At 36.2% G+C, this 18846-nt stretch carries 15 protein-coding genes; 10 read left to right on the top strand and 5 right to left on the bottom strand.

Features of this window, described 5'->3' with window-relative positions; translation table 11 throughout:
- Positions 1-220: 220 nt before the first annotated feature.
- The 3 genes from EIY84_RS10720 to EIY84_RS10730 form a co-directional block, all read right to left on the bottom strand.
- Positions 221-1228, bottom strand: coding sequence for an HlyD family secretion protein (locus EIY84_RS10720; RefSeq protein WP_124643032.1), 1008 nt, complete (start codon positions 1226-1228; stop codon positions 221-223).
- Positions 1229-1233: 5 nt separating this feature from the next.
- Complete coding sequence (locus tag EIY84_RS10725; RefSeq protein WP_124643034.1) at positions 1234-2676, bottom strand: TolC family protein; 1443 nt, start codon at positions 2674-2676, stop codon at positions 1234-1236.
- A gap of 93 nt (positions 2677-2769) precedes the next feature.
- Positions 2770-4554 carry an AMP-dependent synthetase/ligase gene (locus EIY84_RS10730; protein WP_124643037.1) on the bottom strand — a complete coding sequence of 595 codons (1785 nt, stop codon included), beginning with the start codon at positions 4552-4554 and terminating at the stop codon, positions 2770-2772.
- Positions 4555-4685: 131 nt separating this feature from the next.
- Between EIY84_RS10730 and EIY84_RS10735 the strand changes: the two genes are divergently transcribed.
- From EIY84_RS10735 to EIY84_RS10755, 5 genes are all read left to right on the top strand, one after another.
- Positions 4686-5828 (top strand): acyl-CoA dehydrogenase, encoded by a 1143-nt coding sequence (locus EIY84_RS10735; RefSeq protein WP_124643039.1) that lies wholly within the window; start codon positions 4686-4688, stop codon positions 5826-5828.
- A 66-nt stretch (positions 5829-5894) separates the two neighbouring features.
- Entirely contained in the window at positions 5895-6260 is a 366-nt protein-coding gene (locus EIY84_RS10740; protein WP_124643041.1) for a hypothetical protein, read from the top strand.
- Positions 6261-6429: 169 nt separating this feature from the next.
- Positions 6430-7047, top strand: coding sequence for a hypothetical protein (locus tag EIY84_RS10745; RefSeq protein ID WP_124643043.1), 618 nt, complete (start codon positions 6430-6432; stop codon positions 7045-7047).
- Positions 7048-7108: 61 nt separating this feature from the next.
- A complete protein-coding gene (locus tag EIY84_RS10750; protein ID WP_124643045.1) occupies positions 7109-7840 on the top strand; it encodes a CPBP family intramembrane glutamic endopeptidase in 732 nt (243 codons plus the stop codon).
- Between the two features lie 353 nt (positions 7841-8193).
- On the top strand, positions 8194-8766 hold the full coding sequence (locus tag EIY84_RS10755) for a hypothetical protein (RefSeq protein ID WP_124643047.1): 573 nt from the start codon (positions 8194-8196) through the stop codon (positions 8764-8766).
- A gap of 58 nt (positions 8767-8824) precedes the next feature.
- Here EIY84_RS10755 and ahcY read toward each other — a convergent pair whose 3' ends face one another.
- A complete protein-coding gene (ahcY, locus tag EIY84_RS10760; protein ID WP_124643049.1) occupies positions 8825-10138 on the bottom strand; it encodes an adenosylhomocysteinase in 1314 nt (437 codons plus the stop codon).
- Positions 10139-10234: 96 nt separating this feature from the next.
- Here ahcY and EIY84_RS10765 point away from each other — a divergent pair, with 96 nt between their 5' ends.
- Positions 10235-10897, top strand: coding sequence for a 4'-phosphopantetheinyl transferase family protein (locus tag EIY84_RS10765; protein WP_124643051.1), 663 nt, complete (start codon positions 10235-10237; stop codon positions 10895-10897).
- 16 nt (positions 10898-10913) lie between these two features.
- On the opposite strand, the gene EIY84_RS10770 is transcribed toward EIY84_RS10765, so the two are convergent.
- Positions 10914-13160 carry an FUSC family protein gene (locus EIY84_RS10770; protein WP_124643053.1) on the bottom strand — a complete coding sequence of 749 codons (2247 nt, stop codon included), beginning with the start codon at positions 13158-13160 and terminating at the stop codon, positions 10914-10916.
- Positions 13161-13269: 109 nt separating this feature from the next.
- Here EIY84_RS10770 and EIY84_RS10775 point away from each other — a divergent pair, with 109 nt between their 5' ends.
- The 4 genes from EIY84_RS10775 to EIY84_RS10790 all read left to right on the top strand — a co-directional run.
- The gene (locus EIY84_RS10775; RefSeq protein ID WP_124643055.1) at positions 13270-15351 is read left to right on the top strand and encodes a M13 family metallopeptidase; all 2082 of its coding nucleotides are present in this window, start codon (positions 13270-13272) and stop codon (positions 15349-15351) included.
- A gap of 193 nt (positions 15352-15544) precedes the next feature.
- The gene (locus EIY84_RS10780; protein WP_124643057.1) at positions 15545-17179 is read left to right on the top strand and encodes an ABC-F family ATP-binding cassette domain-containing protein; all 1635 of its coding nucleotides are present in this window, start codon (positions 15545-15547) and stop codon (positions 17177-17179) included.
- Between the two features lie 109 nt (positions 17180-17288).
- Positions 17289-18119: an alpha/beta hydrolase family protein gene (locus tag EIY84_RS10785; RefSeq protein WP_124643059.1), complete on the top strand. Its 831-nt coding sequence runs from the start codon at positions 17289-17291 to the stop codon at positions 18117-18119.
- A gap of 147 nt (positions 18120-18266) precedes the next feature.
- Positions 18267-18846 (top strand): IS30 family transposase (locus EIY84_RS10790; protein WP_124643061.1); only part of this gene is annotated, 580 nt, incomplete at its 3' end.

The following is an 18846-nucleotide window of genomic DNA, read 5'->3' on the forward strand; positions in this document are numbered from 1 at the left end:
CAATCGCTTCATTATTTTTTTCATTGCCCACGGTTTCAACAGTGGTGCTTTTGTAATGTTCCATCGTTGAAACGATGGGTTATGATCTCAAATATTTTTTAAAACCCAATCGCTTCATTATTTTTTTTCATTGCCCACGGTTTCAACCGTGGCTTTTGTAATGTCCCCATCGTTGAAACGATGGGGTATGATTCCCAATATTATTTAAAACACTATTCTTTTAATCTTGGTCTTTCAAAATCAATTCCGCGGTCATTCCCACTCTCAGCCCCTGTATTTTATTCATATCGATTGGTGTACATTTAATTTTAAAAGTTCGAAGCTGGAATTGTCCTTTTTGGTTTTCGGGGACAAAATCGGCATAACCCATTGCTGGAGCGAGTTCTGTGACTCTGGCGGAAATTTCTTCAGGCATTACTCCCGGAATTTTTATTTTTACCAAACTACCTTTTTCCAATTTTGACATTTGATCTTGTCTCAAATTAAAAGAAATTGAAAAAGAATGGTCTTTTTGAATAGTCATCATCGGATAACCGGCATTTACCATTTCTCCGGTTTTTGAAATGAGACTGGAAATAATTCCTGAAGTCGGAGCTTTTACAATTGATTTTTCTTTAATTTGTTGGGTAAGTTTTTCAGCATTTTTCGCTTGATTTACTAAGGCTTCAGCTTTATTTCTCATTTGTTGGTTGCCGCCTTTTTCCAAAAGCTCAACATTCAATCTTGCAGTTTCCAATTCTTTTTGAGCCGCTTGATATCTAAATTTAACCAAATCATATTCTTGTCCCGAAACAACACCTTCTTTATAAAGAGTAGAAAATCTGGAATAAGTTTTTTCCATCAATACCATTTGGTCTTTAGCTATTTTTTGCAGATTTCTTGCCGATTCTACAATTTCAGGAGCAGCACCTCTGTCGGTTAAATCTTTGGTGTTTTCTGCAATAACAATTGCGTCCAAAGCCTGTTGCTGAATAGTATTCATTTCTTCATCTTTCAAAATAGCAAGCGTTTGTCCGGCTTTCACTTCATCACCTTCATGTACAAAAACCGAATCTATTCTTCCGGGCAAAGAAGACGAAACATCAACAAACTCCGCATCTACCATTCCGATAATTTTTATGGAATTGTCATTTTTTCCTGATTTTTTTACCAAAAGAAAAATTCCGGTAATTGTTAATATAACGATAGGGATAAGTACAGCCCAATAATTTTTAAATGTTTTTTGCATCTTAATTAGTTTATTAAAGTAGTGATGTTTTCAGGTTGTCCATTAAGGAAATAATAAGTTGCCAATGCTGTTTGATAAGCAACTAAGGAAGTGTAATACAATTTTTCTGAAGCATACTGAAACTGTAGAGCGTCATTAACATCTTTCACAGAAGAAAGACTGTTTTCCATTCTTTTTCGTATCATTTCGGTTGTGGTATAAGTTTCTTTTCTGGCAGCATCCAAAGTTTGAGATTGATTTTGGAAAGCTTTTAATTTATTCTGTGCCAACTGGATAGCAAGATTTACAGATTCTTGTTTTTGCCGGATAAGCAATTCGGATTCTTTTACTAAAGATTGGGCAGCTTTTATTTTATTTTGATTTTCAAAACCATTAAAAATCGTCCATTGCATTTCAATACCAATCATCCAAGGAGGAGTGATAAGCGGTAAATCTTTTCTTAAAAATTGAGCATTGCCGATTGCGAAAATATTAGGATGATTCAAAGATTTCGCAACTTTCAATGCAATATTAGCTTCTTCTTTTTTGGCGTTGAGTAAACGGATATCGGTATTGTTTTCGGTTTGTATTTTTATTAAAGAATCTAATGAAGCGTAATTTTCAGGAATCTTTTCAGAAATTTCCAAAGGCGAATCCAAAGGCATACCCATCAATTGTTTTAAAGTTAATAGTGCATTTTCTTTTTCTAATTTTAGGTTTTCCAAGCTTGTTTTACCTTGCATGAGGGAAACATTTGCCCATTGTTTTTGATAAGCGGGGATAATTTCAGCTTTTAATAAATTTTCGGCATATTTTTCATTTTTCTCTAAAGAAATCAGTTTTTGTTCTTCCTTTTCAATCATAGAATTAAAATACAAAACCTGTAGATATTGCAGTGTAACATTATAAGTAATGAGATCTTTGGCATTTTCTAAATTAATTTCACTTGAATGAAATTGTTGTTTTTTCAAGTTTTGAATTGCTCTTAATTTTCCTCCCAAATATATCGGTTGTCTTACAACAATTCCTGCTAAGAAATAATCTTGCTTGCTGATGGCGGGATTGTAATTGGGATACGCCGAAGAAATAATATCTCTGGAAGTTTGGTAAATCATATCCCGAACATTTTGGTTGAGTGGATTTCCGGTGATTTGTTCGTAAATGGTTGCCGCAGCATTGGCAGATTGTTGTGCCGAACCCTCTACAATTCCATCTTTCGTTTGTTGTAGATTGATTTCTATGGGTTTCCCTAAATAATTATATCCTGCCAACAAATCTATTTTGGGCAAAATATTTTTCTTGCTTCCTTCATATTGCTCCTTGTTGGTTTCCACCGATTGTTTTGCCAATGCGATCGCTGTATTGCTTTCTGTGGCTTTGGCAATACATTCTTTTAGGGAAAGGGTTTGGGTATATCCTATTTGAAAAAAAAGGAATGTGAAAATGTACTGTATTTTTCGTCTAATCATATTCAGTTTTTATACTTTTTAACCAAAATTTATATTTACTTATAAAGAAGTGAAGTTAAAACAGCAACCTCGACTGAGATTGCTGCAGATCATTTATTCATCAATTTTACCGTACATTTTTTGGTACAAATTCAGGTATCGTTCTTTGACCATTTTTCGTTTTAGTTTCATGGTTGGGGTCAACAAGCCAAGATCGATAGACCATACTTCTGGGGTGAGTTCTATTTTTTTAATTTGTTCCCAATGCCCCAATTTGGTATTTAGATAGTCGATTTCTTTTTCTATTCTTGCTTTCAATTCAGGGCTATTTGCCATTTCGGCAGGTGTTTTCCCGATATTGATGTTTTTTCTCTCGGCCCAATGACCTGCGAATACAAAATCGGGCTGTACAAAAGCACAAGGCATTTTTTCGCCTTCGCCAACCACCATGATTTGTTCAATGAATTTTGAAGCTTTGGCAAGATTTTCAATAACCTGCGGAGCGATGTATTTTCCACCGGAAGTTTTGAACATTTCTTTTTTACGATCGGTAATTTTCAAAAAACCTTCAGCATCAATATGTCCAATATCACCGGTTTTGAAGTAACCTTCTTCGGTAAAAGCTTCACGGGTTTGCTCTTCGTTTTTAAAATAACCTTGGGTGATGGACGGACCTTTCACGGTAATTTCGCCATCTTCTTGGATTTTTACAATAAGGTTGTTTAACGGATGTCCAACGGTTCCCACTTTCATTTTGTCCATAGAATTTACAGAAATCACGGGTGAGGTTTCGGTCAGTCCGTATCCTTCTAAGATGGGGATTCCGGCATTCCAAAACATTCTGTTGAGTCGCTCGGAAAGCGCTGCAGAACCCGAAACCAAGGTGATTAACTCGCCACCTAAACCTTCTCTCCATTTTTTGAAAACCAATTTATCAGCGATGATTTCGGAGATGGAAGATGGTTTTTTTGTGATGTCTTTTTTTGCTTTGTTAACGCCAAGAGCCCATAAGAATATTTTTGATTTTAGTCCGCCCGCACTGGTTCCTTTATCGTAAATTTTATCGTAAACTTTTTCGATAAGCCTTGGGACTACGGTCATGTAGTGGGGTTTTACTTCTTTGATGTTTTCGCCCATTTTTTCTATACTTTCGGCAAAATAAATGGATATGCCGCTGTAGGTGAAAAGGTAGAAAATCATTCTTTCGAAAATGTGACAAATAGGCAAAAAGCTTAAAGCTCGGGTGTCTTCGATACTCAGTCCTTTTTTTCTAGGGATTCTGGAGTCAGAAGCCAAAACATTGGACACGATATTTTTATGTGTGAGCATAACGCCTTTTGGTCTTCCTGTGGTTCCGGAGGTGTAGATGAGTGTTGCCAAATCATCTTCGTTGATGGAGTTGGATAGATCTTCGACTTCGTTTTGTGTACTTTCGTTTTCTCCCAAATCAACAATTTCTTGCCAATTGGCTACGCCATCCAATTCGTCAAAGGAGAATACGCCTTCTAAAGAACTGATTTTATGTTTTACAGAATTTACCTTGTCGTAAAGGTTTTTGTCGGAAACAAAACAGTATTTTACTTCTGCGTTGTTGAAAATATATTCATAATCTTCAGCAGAAATGGTAGGGTAAACCGGAACGGTTACTGCACCAATTTGCAGAATGCCATAGTCCATAACGGCCCATTCTGTACGAGTAGCCGATGTGATGATGGCAATTTTGTCTCCGGGCTGTATGCCCAATTTCAATAATCCTCTGGAAACTTTATTTCCTAAATTAATGAACTCTTGTGTGGAGATCTTTTCCCACTCACCGTTGTATTTGGTAGCATACATTGTGGATTGAGGATATTTCACTAATGCATGTTGTGCGAAATCAAATAATCTTTTTATACTCATTATTTTTGAGGATTTTATGTTAAAAATGTATAATATGTAAAAATATCCTTTTAAAACTAAATAACCAAATTTTTTTTAAAAAGATTTATGCTAAAAATTGTATTTTTACACGCAAACAATTTATATAAATTATGAATTTCAATTTATCAGAAGAACAGCTGATGATTCAGCAAGCAGCAAGAGATTTTGCTCAAAATGAACTTTTACCTGGAGTGATCGAGAGAGATCGTGATCAGAAATTCCCAACTGAACAAGTGAAGAAAATGGCAGAACTTGGCTTCTTAGGAATGATGGTTGATCCAAAATACGGAGGATCCGGATTGGATGCTGTATCCTATGTTGTTGCAATGGAAGAAATTGCAAAAGTAGATGCTTCTGCAGCTGTAGTAATGTCGGTGAACAACTCTTTGGTTTGCGCCGGTCTGGAAAAATATGCAAACGAAGATCAAAAACAAAAATACCTGATGCCATTGGCAAGTGGACAAGTAATTGGTGCATTCGCATTATCTGAGCCAGAAGCCGGATCTGATGCTACTTCACAAAAAACGACAGCAGAAGATAAAGGAGATTATTATTTGTTAAATGGTATTAAAAACTGGATTACCAACGGAGGAACTGCGCAATATTATATCGTGATCGCACATACCAATCCTGAGAAAAAACACAAAGGAATCAACGCTTTCATCGTTGAAAAAGGATGGGAAGGTTTTGAAATTGGTTTGAAAGAAGATAAAATGGGGATTAGAGGTTCCGATACGCATTCTTTGATCTTCAACAATGTAAAAGTGCCAAAAGAAAACAGAATTGGTGAAGACGGCTTCGGATTCAACTTTGCAATGGCGGTTCTTAACGGTGGCCGTATTGGTATTGCTTCTCAAGCATTGGGTATTGCCTCTGGTGCTTATGAGTTGGCTTTGAAATATGCAAAAACCAGAAAAGCTTTCGGTACAGAAATTATCAACCACCAAGCAATAGCATTCAAATTAGCAGATATGGCAACTCAAATTACGGCTGCTAGAATGTTGTGCTACAAAGCGGCTTCTGAAAAAGATCAAGGTTTGGACATCTCCGAAAGTGGAGCGATGGCTAAATTGTATGCGTCTCAAGTAGCGATGGATACTACGGTAGAAGCGGTACAAATTCATGGTGGTTATGGTTATGTTAAAGAATATCATGTGGAAAGATTGATGCGTGATGCTAAAATCACACAAATCTATGAAGGGACATCTGAAATTCAAAAAATTGTAATTTCTCGTTCGATTTCCAAAAAATAAATTATATTTGCTTAGGATTTTGATAATAAAATTTATCTTATCCTATGAATATTATAATTTATTAACATGAAATATTTTTGGATTTTCTGCAGTATTCTGCTTTTGTTTTTCGGAACCTTTGTTTGGTATAAATACTATTTTGTTTTTGGCGAAGGAGTGAAGTCCGGAGTCCTAAACTATGCTGTGAAAAAAGGAAATCTTTTTAAAACCTACGAAGGAAAGCTGATACAACAAGGCTTTGGTGCAAATGCCAAAAGCGGAAATTTGATGAGTTATGAGTTCGAATTTTCTGTGGAAGACGACAAGGTTTTCCAGGAATTAGAAACCAATAACGGCAAAACATTTGATTTGCATTACAAAGAGTATCATGGCATTTTACCATGGCGCGGAAATACAAAATACATCGTGGACAAAATTGTTAATGTGCAATAATTTCTAAAGTCTTCCAATTAATTTTGGAAGACTTTTTTTAGTTTTTATTTAATAAGAATTGAAAATAGTTGTTGTATATGTTTTTTTTTTTTTTTTCTTTGCTGAGTTGATGTCGAAATGCGCATATCGTTTATTAACCTAAATAAATAATAATTTTTAATACTTTACAATGAATAAAATATTAGTAGGCTTTTTAATGTCTATTTCACTCCTTTCTTGTACTACAGATTCAAGAGAAGAAAATTTAAATGAAAAAACAAATGTTAATTTAAAACAAAATATTGATAATGCAGCACGAATAGTTACTGAGGAAGAGTTATTCAGTAGATCAGTGGCAATAATAAAATTTAATTATGATCTTGAACCTTCTAGTAATGTACCATTAAGATTAAAATTGGTGACCTTTGATAAGGATTACAAGTTGTTGCCTGTGTATAAATTTAATAATATTGAGTATTCAGATAATGGGGAATTTAATGATCAAATTGCAGGAGACGGTATCTATACATCTATAGAAAATTTTAATATAGCAACAGAAGATATTTATAATGGTGTAGAAGTAAATGTCGGAGAAACTTTTTTATATAAAGATCAGTTGATTGATCTGGTTAAAAACGATTATTTAAATCGAGGAATAAAACCTAAAGCAGTAATAAAATTTGGTTGTAAGGTAAGGATAGTAAAATGTCCTAATACATCATGGTATAATACTTCAATTTTTGGAGAACCATGTGTTGAATTTTATGATTGTGAAGCTTCAGTTGAAGTAGAGCTTGGTGTTAATTAAATATAATTTTAGTATTATCACACAACCATAACTATGGTTGTGTGATTTTTATTTTCATAAAATGAATAACTTATTTAAATTATTTGTTACTATAATATTTATTATTTTGGTTAATAGTGTTTTAACTAGATTGATTGTTTCTATTGAAGTTACGGGGAATTTGGTGTTGATACTAAAAATCATAATTAAAATTCTGTTGTCAATTCTTACGATTTATCTTCTTAAAACAAATGGAGAAAAGTTAAACTTCAGAATTAATGCTTCTGTTTTTATATCAAGTATTGTTATTTTTTGTAGTTTTTATTATTTACAAAATTCTCAAATAGATATTTTTTGTAATATGTTTTTTTTGATTTCTTGTTTTTCAGTTGCATTGTTTGAAGAGTTGCTTTTTAGGAAATATACATATTATCATATTAATAGAAATGTGAAAAAAAAGAAAGTCTTTAATGGAATATTAATTACATCGTCAATATTTGCATTGGCACATCTTGTAAATCTTCTGAGAGATTATGAAGTTTATTCAGTAATTAATCAACTATTTTTTGCTTTTGGTATTGGAGTATTATTGCAGTTTGTATATGTGAAAACAAATAATTTATTTTATTGTATAACAATGCATGGATTAATAAATTATTATGGAACATTTAATAGCTATTTTAATGAAAAAGTAAGGATAGATAGTACATATGAATTTTCAGACTTTATTTCATCGTTGCTGTTTATCAATATAATGAATGCTATAATTATTATTCCAATATATTATTATTTCAGAAAAAATGAACTGCTCTAATAAACTTTTTTTATCAATTCTTTTTTTTTGTTTTATTGTTCGTTTTTACAAACTTTTCTGTTGTATAAATCTCGAATTGTGGAATCTTTAATGAAAAATTAGATATTTACAAAATTCATTATTCCGTTTTTGAAATGTACCAGTGTTGATTATTGGGCACTCGGTTCGGGAAAATAGGTTATGAACTCACTTTGAAGCTTTTATAAAAATACTATTCCATGGCGCGGAAATACAAAATACATCGTGGACAAAATTGTTAATGTGCAATAATTTCTAAAGTCTTCCAATTAATTTTGGAAGACTTTTTTATTCTAATTTTCTTAATTTTGAGATATATTTTTAAAACATTTACGATGAAAACATTAAGAAAAACAATTCTTTCTCTCGGATTACTCCTGTCAGGATGGGGTTTTGCACAGACGAGCATGCTTAACTCATTAAAGGTTGGGCTCAATATTGGTGCTGTATTACCTGTTGAAAACGCCAATATTTCTGCAGGATTGGATATGGCTTATCAAAATCTAGTTACACCACATTTTGGATTGGGGATCGCAACAGGATACAGTCATTATTTTGGAAAAAATAGATCGTTAATAGGCGGTTCCATTCATAATAATGATGTTGGGCTTGTGCCAGCAGCCATGTTATTAAGGTACTATCCCGCAAGAACAGGATTTTATTTTGGTGCCGATCTTGGTTATGGATTTTTGGTGGGTGATGATAGGGTGTCTTCTAATTTTACCGTAGAAAGACCTGATGGAGGCTTTTATATAAAACCAGAACTCGGATACCACAATAGAAACTGGAATTTTTTCCTTCATTATCAAAAAGTTTTTACAGGATCTAAGGGCGAGATTGGAGACCAAAAATATAACATAGGAAGTCTCGGCTTAGGATTTTCTTACAATATTGCATTGGGTAAATAATAGAGAAAGTCCCTTGTCAAAATTATGACAAGGGACTTTTTTGTTTTTAAATGCCAAACTAGTATCTGTAGTACTCAGGTTTATAAGGCCCTTCGACCTCTACACCGATGTATTTTGCTTGTTCGTCAGAAAGTGTTTCCAACTCTACACCAATTTTCTTCAGGTGTAAGAAAGCTACTTTTTCGTCCAATTTTTTCGGTAACATGTACACTTTGTTTTCATACGCTCCGGAGTTGGTCCACAGTTCGATTTGAGCCAAAGTCTGGTTAGAGAACGAGTTGGACATCACGAAAGAGGGGTGACCCGTTGCGCAACCCAAGTTTACCAATCTACCTTCTGCCAAGATGATGATCTCGTTTCCGTCCACATTGTAGATGTCTACTTGTGGCTTCACTTCGTATTTGGTGTTTCCGTAGTTATCGTTCAACCAAGCCATGTCGATTTCGTTATCGAAGTGTCCGATGTTGCAAACGATGGTTTTGTCTTTCATTTTTTTGAAATGCTCACCTCTTACGATGTTGAAATTTCCTGTCGTTGTGATGATGACATCTGCATTTTCAATCACATTTTCCAATTTTTTAACTTCATAGCCTTCCATAGCAGCTTGTAGCGCACAGATTGGGTCTATTTCCGTAACAGTAACGATAGAGCCAGCACCTCTGAAAGAAGCAGCGGTACCTTTACCCACATCACCAAAACCACAAACAACCACTCTTTTACCTGCCAACATCACATCGGTGGCTCTTCTGATGGCATCTACAGCAGATTCTCTACATCCGTATTTGTTGTCGAATTTGGATTTTGTAACAGAATCGTTTACATTAATCGCTGGCATCACCAAAGTTCCGTTTGCCATTCTTTCGTACAGTCTGTGTACGCCTGTTGTGGTTTCTTCAGAAAGTCCTTTGATGTCTTTGGTAAGTTCCGGATATTTGTCAAAAACCATATTGGTAAGGTCTCCACCATCATCCAAGATCATGTTCAAAGGTTTTTTGTCTTCGCCAAAGAAAATGGTTTGTTCGATACACCAGTCAAATTCTTCTGCATTCATTCCCTTCCAAGCGTAAACCGGGATTCCCGCAGCAGCAATTGCAGCAGCAGCATGATCCTGTGTCGAGAAAATATTACAAGAAGACCAAGTAACATCTGCACCTAGAGCGACCAAAGTCTCAATAAGTACAGCAGTTTGTATGGTCATGTGAAGGCATCCCGCAATTCTTGCACCTTTTAGCGGTTGGCTAGGTCCGTATTCTTCACGGATGGCCATCAATCCTGGCATTTCGGCTTCTGCCAATGTAATTTCTTTTCTTCCCCATTCTGCTAGAGAAATGTCCTTTACTTTGTAAGGTACATATTGTGTTGTTGTTTCCATATAGTATCTTGGATATTATTATTAAAAGTAAAAAATGACCCTCAACGAGTCAAAAAATTTTTGCAAATTTACAAACTATAATTCGTGTTACAAAATATGCCTTTTTTTAAAGATTATAACGACGATCAGGCTAAAATATTGGTCTGGAAGTACGATGAAACCGATGTTTTTAATGAAAAACAATTGATAATTCCAGAAGATTTTGAGAAAGTGATAAACTACCATCCAAAAAAAAAGCTGGAATACCTAATGATTCGACAGATGCTTGCCGATACTTTGCCCAATCATCGTATTTTATACAGAACCATTGGCCAGCCTTATCTTTTCCCAAAGGATTATTTTATCTCGATTTCTCATTCGTTTCCATTTGCATCGTTGGCGATTTCTGAAAAAAGAATCGGGATCGATCTGGAGAAAATTAACGATAAAATCCAAAGAATCCGACATAAATTCATCAATCAAAATGAAGAAGAATGGATTTCTAAAATGGATAACCAAACTGAAGTCTTGGTCGTGATTTGGGCCATAAAAGAGGCGTTGTATAAATTGCATCCTAGCAAATACTGGTCGCTGAAGAAGCATTATGAAGTTGAAGAATTTGATTTGAATTCTCTATCACAAATTTCTTGTCGCGTTTTCGATGCCGATTTTGAAGATGTTTACCAAGCAGATGTTTTCAAGTTAGAAAATTATTATTATGCCATCATCGAAGAAAATCATCAATTGAATTTCAAGATGGGTAAAGATGTTTTATTTTAATACCGATTTTTCAAGGTTAGATTTCATTGGTTTTATAGCTTTCAGTAGTTCTTCTCAGTTGGGTTGCTACATCACTGATCAGTTCCAAAATCTTTCTGATGTTGGTCAGTTGCGTGAGTGTTGTGATGCGGTTGGGATCTCTTGCATCGTAGATTTCATTTTCTAAAATTTGATTTCTTCTTTTTTCCAACATTTGATCCAATTCCGTGTCTTCTGGTTGTATTTTGGCTAAAGAATTGTTGCTGTCGTCCCATTTTTCTTGGTTCAGGACGGCATTTATTCTTTGCAACTCCGTTCCTATTTTCTTTTCCCAAGCATCAAAATCAATTTCTGTAAACTGCTTTTTACTGTCGTAATATTGGGATAACGAAGCGATATAGGCCGTTAATAAATGCGAAGTATTTACAAATTCCAACACCGTTTCCATTTTTTTCTTCTGATTTTTAGGATCCGAAAGCATTCTTTGAAAATTGTCGGACAAATTAGCAAGAGAGATGATGGCATCTTTTCTTCGCATTTTATACTCTTGTGTTGGTACAGATTGGTCTTTTAGCTGCTGAATTACGGTATGAAAATAGCTGTAATTGCTCATTGCCGAGCGTTTCATCAGATTCAGATTTTGGCTGTGCTCCCAAACCGGAAACACGAAATAGGAGGTAAGGAAAATAACAATTCCAGCAATAATGGTATCAATAATACGGTCTTTGAAAATAACATTTACCTGTCCGGGACTCAAAAAGTTGAACGACAAGAAAATGTAAATGGTCATAAAGAAAACCGCCCAAGCATATCGATCTTTCAGAAAGCTGAAGCACATGATCATGGAAAAGATGAAAATGCCCAACAAAGCATATCCGTTGTGGATGTACGACATGATGAAGTATGCAACTACAGCACCTGAAAATGTTCCGTAAACCCTCAATAAAGTTCTGTGTTTGGTCACGCTGTATGCCGGTCGCATGATGGCCAAAATGGTAATGAGAATCCAATACGAATGTCCAATTCCCAAGAAAGTGAATTTCGAGAGGGCATAGCCTACCACCAACGCCGTTGTGATGCGGATGGCATTTTTGAAATGTGCCGATTGCAAACTGATGTGGTTGCTGAGAACCTTCAGGTTCAGTTTTTCACTTTTGGGTGCAAACTGGTTAAGATCCAAGCCGGTAGAAAGGCTTTTGGCGTTTTTAATATCTTGGTTCAGAACCTGATACATGGTGCTGATGTCCTTTGTGATTTCATTGATTCTGGATAAAACAATTCGTAGGGACATAAAGTCTTCCATATTGTCGGCATTCAGATTTTTGGATCGCATTTGGAAATAATCTTGATGCAGGCGATCCAATCGTTCGTGGTAGTCAACCAAAGCAGAAGATTTGATCCCACTTTGCAAAGAAATTCCAATATTAGATATTTCATTGGCCAAAACGATGAGGTAATCGTGGATTTTGGTCAGGATTTTTTCTTCATCAAAACTATGGTGAATTTTGGAATAATCGTTCTCTGAGGTGAATAATTTTTCGTAAAGATCAATCGAGTTTAAAAACATCAACATCAACAAACGACTGGTAGTGGTTGATTCATTAACAATTTCACGGGTTTTAAAAACAACCTCTCTCGTGTCTTCTTGCAGGTTTTTTATCACCACTTGTTTGGCAATTACCTCACGGTTCAGTTGGTCGATTTCTTTGTCCTGAAGATAAAATTTTGATTTTATTTTCAAAAAATTAGCTAACTCCAAATAATTTTCACCAATCATCTGACTGGCCAATTTATAAGGTTGAATGCTGGTGACAACGATAAAAACCAATAAAAACCACAGGGCTCCAGCCAAGAAAATCGCCATACTCAACAGGACATGATGATGGAAAAACTGCCCATCGATAAAAATGGAAAATACCACCAAAGTCAGACCGCCAACCGCTGCCATTCGGATTCCGTACACACCAATCAGGGTGAAAAACATCCCGAATACAATAAGTTCTAAAAAAATTAGTGGAGGATAATCCTTTAAAAATCCTGCAACACCAATCACAAACATAAAGCTGATGATGGTCAGGATCAAGGTATTCCTTCTTCTGATGTAAGGTCCAGGCATATCGGTAAGTCCTACAAAAGAGGTCGCAAGTGGAAAGAGAAAATACTCCTTCAAGACACCAAAATAGGCAAGGACAATACTCGGTATGGCAATGGCTAAAGAAATCCTAACCGCAGACGAAATGTACTGACTGGTCATGAATTTTTTTAATTCGGAACTGTAATTCATCAAAGAAAATTAGATTTTACAAAATTAAATGAAAAGTAGTGATTCTATACGGATTTTAGGGTATATTTTTTTAAGATTTTGGCTATCTTTGGAAAAATTATCATTAATTATGAAGAAATTAACCCTAACGGTCATTGCGGCATCTGGAATGATGATGCTAAACTCTTGTGTTGCAACTAAAGGTCAAGATGGAAAACCCGGTCAAGATGGAAAATCTTTTTCAACATCTCAAAAAGATGAAGGCATCAATCATGCCTACATGGATCCTTCGGTAAGACCACAAGACGATTTTTATAATTTCGTAAATGGTGGTTGGATGAAAACCGCTGTTATCCCTTCGGATAAAGCTTCTTGGGGAAGTTTCAACGGGTTGAGAGAAGAGGTGGATGTGGCTTCATTGGGGATTTTAAATAAAATTCTTTCAGAAAAATACGCTCCCAATTCCGAAGGCGAAAAAATCCAAGCGTTGTACGGATCTTTCATGGATTGGAAAAGTAGAAACGCACAAGGTATTAACCCTATAAAATCCGATTTGGCAAAAATCGATGGGCTAAAATCCATTGCCGATCTTCAAAAATATTTGTTAGAAGCAACTAAAAAAGGAGATAACCCTTTTTACAATTGGTACGCCTCTGCCGATATGAAAAATTCTAAGATGAATGCCGTATATCTTGGCGGCCCGGCTCTTGGTTTGGGCAAAGATTACTACCAAAAACAAAGCGAGTCCAATACCAAAACCATTGCCGAATATCAAAAATATGTCGCCTCCATGATGTCTGTTTTGGGTGATAAAACTCCAGATCAAACGGCACAGAGAATTGTTGGCTTCGAAAAACAATTGGCCAGCAATCTTTTGACTTTAGAACAAGGTCGTGATGCGAACCTCAGATACAACCCCAAAAATGTTTCCGAACTTTCCTCTTTGGTAACTCACATCGACTTGCCAAATTATTTGAAAACCGTTGGGGTGAGTACCGATAAAGTCATCATCGGTGAGTTGAAGTACTACCAAACCATGGATTCTTGGATGAACGAAAGAACGCTTCCTTTAATTAAGGACTACATGAAATTTCACATGATCTCTGGCAGTGCGGGTAGTTTGGATCAAAAATTAGACGACATGAAGTTCGATTTTTACTCCAAATATATGCAAGGACAAAAAGAACAAAGACCGATGGATAAAAGAGGTTTGGGTGTTGTGAATGGAGTTTTGGGAGAGGCTTTTGGTAAATTGTATGTCGAAAAATATTTTACCCCAGAAGCCAAAGCCAAAATGGTGGAATATGTAGATTATATCCGCAAGGCCTTCAAGCAACATATCGCAGACCTCGATTGGATGTCGCCAGAAACCAAAGTGAAAGCTCAGGACAAACTTGCAAAATTCACCGTGAAAATTGCGTATCCTGACCAATGGAAAGATTATTCGAAATTACAATTGACTTCACCAGAAAACGGAGGATCGTATTATTCTAATCTGGAAAAAATTTCAGAGTGGAATTATCAAAAGAAATTAGACAAAGTAGGAAAACCTGTGGATAAAGCCGAATGGGGCATGTCACCACAAACGGTGAACGCCTATTACAGCCCATCCAACAACGAAATCGTTTTCCCGGCTGCCATTTTGCAACCGCCATTCTTCAACTTCAAGGCAGATCCAGCCATTAATTTTGGTGGAATAGGTGCTGTTATCGGTCACGAAATTTCACACGGATTCGACGATTCCGGAGCTCGTTTTGATGGCGATGGTAACCTGAACAACTGGTGGACCGATACGGATAAGAAAAATTTTGATGCCAAAGTTCAGCAATTGGCCAACCAATACAACAAATACGAACCGGTAAAAGGTACTTTTGTAAATGGTAAATTTACTTCCGGAGAAAATATTGGCGATCTTGGTGGGATCAATGTTGCGTACACCGCATTACAAATGTATCTGAAAGACCATGGAAGTGTAAAACCAATTTCTGGACTTAACCAAGATCAACGATTCTTCATGAGTTGGGCTACGGTTTGGAGAACCAAATCTACCGACCAATACATGATGAATCAAGTGAAAACCGATCCGCACTCTCCAGGATTTTTCCGTGCTTTCGGACCTTTGGTAAATATGCCATCTTTCCAAAAAGCATTTGACATCAAACAAGGAGACAAAATGTATGTGGCGCCAAAAGATCAAATTAAAATTTGGTAGTTTAAGATCATCAATAAAAAAAGGGGTTTTCGATTTTCGGAGACCTCTTTTTTTATGAAAATTATTTGAAAAACCATTCAATGAAGAAATACAGATTCAGACATGAATCATTTGAAATTTCAATCATTCACTATTTTGCTTAAAAACTCCATTTCTTTCTTCTATCTTTGCACACATTTTTTAAACTAAGAATATGATTTCTGTAAACGATATAGCGGTACAATTTGGTGCAACAACTTTATTTTCAGGGGTGAGTTTTACCATCAACGAAAACGATAAAATCGCCTTGATGGGGAAAAACGGCGCCGGAAAATCAACACTTCTCAAGATCGTTGCCGGCATCAACAAAGCCAGCTCCGGGAATATCGCTGCTCCCAAAGAAGCGGTAATTGCCTATCTTCCTCAGCATTTGCTTACCGAAGATCATTGTACCGTGCGCGAAGAAGCTTCTAAAGCCTTTGCCGAATATCTTTCCATGAAAACAAGGATTGATGAAATCAACGATCAATTGACCGTAAGAACCGATTACGAAAGCGATGATTACATGAAACTCATCGAAGAAGTTTCTGAACTGAGCGAAAAATTTTATTCCATCGAAGAAGTAAATTACGATGCCGAAGTAGAAAAAGTACTGAAAGGAATGGGCTTTTTAGCGGAAGATCTGGATAGACCAACCTCAGAATTTTCCGGTGGATGGAGAATGCGTATCGAATTGGCAAAAATATTACTCAGACAACCGGATCTCATTCTTCTGGATGAGCCTACCAATCACCTGGATATCGAGTCGATACAGTGGTTGGAAGATTTCCTGAAAAATCAAGCCAAAGCCGTGATGGTCATTTCCCACGACCGAACATTTGTGGACAACATCACCAACAGAACCATTGAAGTAACGATGGGCAGAATCTACGATTACAAAGCAAAATATTCGGATTATCTGGTGCTGAGACAGGAAAGAAGAGAGCAACAGATGAAGCAATACATCGAGCAACAAAAGATGATTGCCGAAACCAAAGAATTTATCGAAAGATTCAAAGGAACTTATTCCAAAACCCTTCAGGTGCAATCTCGAGTGAAGATGTTGGAAAAGCTGGATATTATTCAGGTAGATGAGGTCGATACTTCGGCTCTGAAACTAAAATTTCCACCGGCAGCAAGATCCGGACAGTATCCTGTAATCGTCAACGAAATGTCTAAAAACTATGGCGACCATGTCGTTTTCAAAGAAGCCAATTTGGTGATCGAAAGAGGTCAGAAAGTGGCCTTTGTAGGAAAAAACGGCGAAGGAAAATCCACCATGATCAAAGCCATCATGGACGAAATTGATTTTGACGGCAAGGTGGAAATCGGACACAATGTTCAGGTGGGTTATTTTGCCCAAAACCAAGCTTCGTTGTTGGACGGTGATCTTACCATTTTCGAAACCGTAGATCGCATTGCCGAAGGCGATATCCGTACCCAAATCAAAAATATTTTGGGAGCTTTCATGTTCAAAGGCGATGATATCGATAAAAAAGTGAAAGTGCTTTCCGGAGGAGAGAAAACCCGTTTGGCAATGGTGAAATTGTTGCTAGAACCGTACAATGTTCTGATCCTCGATGAGCCCACCAACCATTTGGACATGAAAACCAAAGACATCATCAAAGATGCCTTGAAGGATTTTGACGGAACCGTAGTTTTGGTCTCTCACGACAGGGATTTCTTAGACGGTTTGGCAGAAAAAGTATTCGAGTTCGGAAACAAAAGAGTTCGTGAACATTTTGAAAGCATCACCGAATTTTTGGCCAACAAAAAAATGGAAAGCTTGAAGGAAATTGAAAGCAATTAGGTAAAATTATTTTTAGAACCCGTGATAAGCTTTCAGACTCAAAATTAAAATTGTTTAATTGTGCCGGTCTGTGAAGAAATTATCGTAAACTTACATCTAAAAATTTGCCATGTCCATCGTAAGAAAAAACAATATTCAACTTCAAAACCCCGAAACAAAAGCCTTCTTGGCGGATGCTGTTTATCCGGATCAAGCAGAGAATTTACCCTTAATCATCTTTTGTCATGGGTACAAAGGCTATAAAGATTGGGGTGCTTGGAGTCTTATGGCCGAAAAGTTTGCGGTAAACGGATATTTTTTTGTGAAATTTAATTATTCGCACAACGGAACAACATTAGAACATCCAACCGATTTTGCAGATCTAGAAGCTTTTGGAAACGATAATTATTCCAAACAACTTTCAGATTTAGAATGGGTTATCGATTATTTTTCAAAAAATGCAAGAGTCGATCCGGAAAATATTATTCTGATGGGACATTCCCGTGGCGGTGGATTGGTCACTGTAAAAGCAGCTGAAGACAAAAGGGTGAAAAAACTAATCACTTTGGCCGGGGTGGATACTTTGGATTTTTTCCCCAAAGGCGATCGTTTTGATGAATGGAAGAAGAATGGCGTTTTCTACTCCAAAAATGGAAGAACTCAACAAGAAATGCCGCATTATTTTCAAATTTTTGAAGATTATCAGCAACATAGTAACCGATACAATGTTGGCAACAAAGCCCGATCTTTCCACGGCGAAAGCCTCATCATCCACGGTTCTGCAGACGAAGCGGTTGCTCTGTCTGCAGCTGAACATTTGCATGCTTGGCTTAAAGATTCGGATTTAAAAATCATCGAAAATGCCCATCATACCTTTGGTGCAAAAGAACCTTGGGAGTCCGGGAACCTGCCACAAGACTTGGAAGTAGCCGTTGAAACGGCTCTTCATTTTTTAAAATAATCGTAATTTTGTTTCTTAGATTCAACTAATAAATGCAACAGCATTTAAAATAACCAAGGGAAGTGTTTTGCCCCTGGGGCAAAACACTTCCCTTGGTTGGCGAAAAAAAATCACCTTATTTTGTGGTCACTACACTACAAAAAAAGGATGGGACATTTAACGCTTGAACAAAGATACAAAATTGAGACTTACAAAAGTCTGGGGAAAGGAATAACTGAGATTGCAAATTATCTTGGTAGAGATAAATCTGTGATTTCAAGAGAAATTAAAAGAAATGCTGATGGAAGAAGTGGTTTATATAAAGCTGATTTAGCACAACGAAAATCCAATCAAAGACATCAAAATAAGCGTAAAATGTGTAAGTTTAATCCTGAAGTGGAAGCTAATGTTTTACACCATTTAAAACAAGATTACAGTCCCGAACAGATTGTCGGAAGAGCTACGATAGACGGGATAGTTATGGTGTCTCATGAGCGTATATATCAATATATTTGGAAGGATAAACGGGGCGGAGGAAAGCTGTACAAACACCTAAGAACCAAAGGTAAAAAGTATAGAAAAAGAGGTTTAGAGAAAGATAATAGAGGTCTGATATCCAACAGGATGGATATAGACATGAGACCTGAAATTGTTGATAAAAAGGAGCGAATTGGAGATTTAGAAATAGATTTGGTAATTGGCAAAGATCATAACGGAGCTTTACTAACAATAAACGACAGAGCCACAG

It is taken from the genome of Amniculibacterium aquaticum, assembly GCF_003852705.1.
GTDB classification, from domain to species: domain Bacteria; phylum Bacteroidota; class Bacteroidia; order Flavobacteriales; family Weeksellaceae; genus Amniculibacterium; species Amniculibacterium aquaticum.

Bases quoted from the DNA above. Each gene is read 5' to 3' on its own strand.
- EIY84_RS10775 (WP_124643055.1), top strand. From the start codon at position 13,270: ATGAAGAAATTAACCCTAACGGTCATTGCGGCATCTGGAATGATGATG.
- EIY84_RS10755 (WP_124643047.1), top strand. From the start codon at position 8,194: ATGAAAACATTAAGAAAAACAATTCTTTCTCTCGGATTACTCCTGTCA.
- ahcY (WP_124643049.1), bottom strand. From the start codon at position 10,138: ATGGAAACAACAACACAATATGTACCTTACAAAGTAAAGGACATTTCT.
- EIY84_RS10765 (WP_124643051.1), top strand. From the start codon at position 10,235: ATGCCTTTTTTTAAAGATTATAACGACGATCAGGCTAAAATATTGGTC.
- EIY84_RS10725 (WP_124643034.1), bottom strand. From the start codon at position 2,676: ATGATTAGACGAAAAATACAGTACATTTTCACATTCCTTTTTTTTCAA.
- EIY84_RS10785 (WP_124643059.1), top strand. From the start codon at position 17,289: ATGTCCATCGTAAGAAAAAACAATATTCAACTTCAAAACCCCGAAACA.
- EIY84_RS10745 (WP_124643043.1), top strand. From the start codon at position 6,430: ATGAATAAAATATTAGTAGGCTTTTTAATGTCTATTTCACTCCTTTCT.
- EIY84_RS10720 (WP_124643032.1), bottom strand. From the start codon at position 1,228: ATGCAAAAAACATTTAAAAATTATTGGGCTGTACTTATCCCTATCGTT.
- EIY84_RS10770 (WP_124643053.1), bottom strand. From the start codon at position 13,160: ATGAATTACAGTTCCGAATTAAAAAAATTCATGACCAGTCAGTACATT.
- EIY84_RS10735 (WP_124643039.1), top strand. From the start codon at position 4,686: ATGAATTTCAATTTATCAGAAGAACAGCTGATGATTCAGCAAGCAGCA.
- EIY84_RS10780 (WP_124643057.1), top strand. From the start codon at position 15,545: ATGATTTCTGTAAACGATATAGCGGTACAATTTGGTGCAACAACTTTA.
- EIY84_RS10730 (WP_124643037.1), bottom strand. From the start codon at position 4,554: ATGAGTATAAAAAGATTATTTGATTTCGCACAACATGCATTAGTGAAA.
- EIY84_RS10740 (WP_124643041.1), top strand. From the start codon at position 5,895: ATGAAATATTTTTGGATTTTCTGCAGTATTCTGCTTTTGTTTTTCGGA.
- EIY84_RS10750 (WP_124643045.1), top strand. From the start codon at position 7,109: ATGAATAACTTATTTAAATTATTTGTTACTATAATATTTATTATTTTG.